The sequence below is a fragment of the Rhodococcus sp. I2R genome (assembly GCF_020889545.1).
Taxonomy (GTDB): domain Bacteria; phylum Actinomycetota; class Actinomycetes; order Mycobacteriales; family Mycobacteriaceae; genus Rhodococcoides.
In genome coordinates this window covers 1-2,391 of sequence record NZ_JAHUTG010000061.1, presented here as the reverse complement: position 1 = coordinate 2,391, position 2,391 = coordinate 1, and the positions used below count along the sequence as shown (strand labels likewise).

At 63.4% G+C, this 2,391-nt stretch carries 2 protein-coding genes; both read right to left on the bottom strand.

Annotation, left to right across the window (positions count from 1 at the left end):
* Positions 1-62: 62 nt before the first annotated feature.
* Entirely contained in the window at positions 63-836 is a 774-nt protein-coding gene (gene istB, locus KVY23_RS24775; protein ID WP_230558529.1) for an IS21-like element helper ATPase IstB, read from the bottom strand.
* Between the two features lie 51 nt (positions 837-887).
* The gene (gene istA, locus KVY23_RS24770; RefSeq protein WP_206511873.1) at positions 888-2,222 is read right to left on the bottom strand and encodes an IS21 family transposase; all 1,335 of its coding nucleotides are present in this window, start codon (positions 2,220-2,222) and stop codon (positions 888-890) included.
* Positions 2,223-2,391 lie beyond the last annotated feature (169 nt).

Below are 2,391 nucleotides of genomic sequence, written 5' to 3'. Positions count from 1 at the left end.
TATCGGTGGACGACCTCACGTGTCGGTCTGTGTACGACCTGATGTGTCGGTGTCCGGCAGGTTCATGATGCCGGTGCTTCGACCGGTGTGACAAGTCCTTGCCGGTCTTTGAGCCGGTAGCTGGGGCCGTTGATGGCCAGGACGTCGCAGTGATGCAGGAGTCGGTCGAGGATGGCGGTGGCGAGGACGTCGTCACCGAGGACGGTTCCCCACTCGGTGAAGTGCTTGTTGCTCGTGATGATCGTGGAGCCTTTTTCGTATCTGCGGCTGATCAGCTGGAAAAACATGTTGGCTTCGTCGCGGTCGAGAGCGAGATAGCCGACTTCGTCGATCACCAACAGCGATGGTCGCATGAGATTGGCGAGTTGGCGAGGGAGCCGGTTGGCAGCGTCGGCTGCTTTGAGTTTGCGGACGAGGTCGTCGAGGGTGGTGAAGTAGATTGATTTCCCGGCTTGGCAGGCAGCGACAGCCAGCCCGATCGCGATGTGAGTCTTGCCCACCCCGGGTGGCCCGAGAATGGCGATATTCCCTGCGCCGGTGAGGAATTCCAGTGTCGCGAGGTCACGTACCCGACGTGGTTCGAGTCCAGGCTGGAAGGTGTAGTCGAAGTCGTCGAGGGTTTTGTGGTGCGGCAACCCGGACAGTTTGAGGGCATTGCGGAACCGCCGGGATTCGCGGACGGCGACTTCTTCGGCGAGGAGGTGGTCGACGAAGTCGAGGTAGCCCATCTGGGCGGAGTCGGCGCGGGCGGCGGATTCGGTGACCGATTCAGCTGTGTGGCCGAGGCCGAGCCGGATGGCGTTGTCGATGATCCGTTGGGTGGTCAATGAACTCATGATTGAGTATCCGTTCTTGAAGACTGCTGCAGGACAGTAACTGTCGAGGATCTAGACGGCGTAGGCGGAGAGGGGTCGGCGTTCGACGTGGACATGGCCGACGAGGGAGATGACTTTCGCGGTTAACGGATCGGGTCCGTCGACGCCGCCTGATGCCGGTGTGTCGGTGGTGGCGGAGTTGCTGCGTCCGTCGGTGGTGGCACGGGTGTGACCGTCGGGCAGTGATGCCCAGTGCGCCGGGTCCACGACCCAGGCACCGCGGACGTGAGAGCGGGCGTGTACGGCCAGGACGGTGCCGCCGGCGCTGTCGAGGGTGGCGATGGCGATGTTGTCGCTTCCTGCGCGGACCTGCACTCGTTGACCTGCTCGAACCCGGTCGGCGGGGACGGAGTAGAGCGAGGCTTCGAAGGAAATCAGCGAGTCGTTGCCGATGCGGCGTAGATGAGCTTCGGCGACCAGATACGGCTCGGCCGGGACCGGACGTAGGGCTGCGTGGTCGACATCCGCCCGGACGCCGATGACCTCACGGTGAGTGCGGTGCACCTGAGTCCGGCGGATTGGGACCCAGTCCATGAAGGTGCGGTCGGTATCGGCGAGGTCGGTGAACGTCCGGCCGGCGAGGACATGATCGCGGACGATTTTCACCTGCCGTTCCACCCGGCCCTTGCCGGTGGGCCGGTACGCGGCGAGGACGTCGATGTCGAAGCCGTAGTGCCCCGAGAACGCCACTGCCGCAGGGTGCAACGGAACTGCATGTCCGGGCCGGACATGCTTGCGGACAATGGTTTTAGTGCGGTCGTAGACGATCGAACCAGGCACACCACCGAAGTGTGCGAAGGCCCGGATGTGGCTGCCCCAGAATGCGGCGGCGTCCATCGAGTGGGTGTAGCAGCAGAACGGGTCACGCGAATACGACAGGACCATGTGGAAGGAGTAGACCTTGCGGCCGGTGCCGAACAGGTCGCCTTCGTCGCCCCAGTCCACTTGCGCTTGGGCGCCGGGGATCGTTTCGAAGCGGCGGTGCAGATTACCCAGGCCGGACTCCTCGGCTCCGAGTTCGTCGCGGATGATCGGTCGCGCTGTGCTGCAATAGATTTTGACGCGTTGGTAGTTGACGGTGACGGACTTGTCGCGGGTGAGGCGTTCGTGGATGACCGAGGCTGCGATGGTGATGTCGGCGCGCAGCATCTCCTCGATCATGGCGGCGATGTCGTCGGTGATGGCACGCTGCTGGGTTCCTGCTCTCGAAGTCCCCTGCGGTGGATGCGCGGGTGCATCCTCGGCGAGGTATCGGCGGACGGTGCGCCAATCGCAGCCGCATTCGCGGGCGATGTCGGCGTAGGTCGCGCCGGCCTCGTGCAAGGTTTTGAAACGGCGGATGTTCATCCAAGACTCTCCATCAAGGATCATGACAAGGGCCACCCTTCGGGTTCGTCGACTTGGCGGTAGACGATTCGAAGGGTGGCCCTTGTCGTGGGCGAGTTACGACAGGACTCGCCGAGCACCTACACATGAGGTTGTACGGGGACCGTCACGTGAGGGTGTACACCGATAC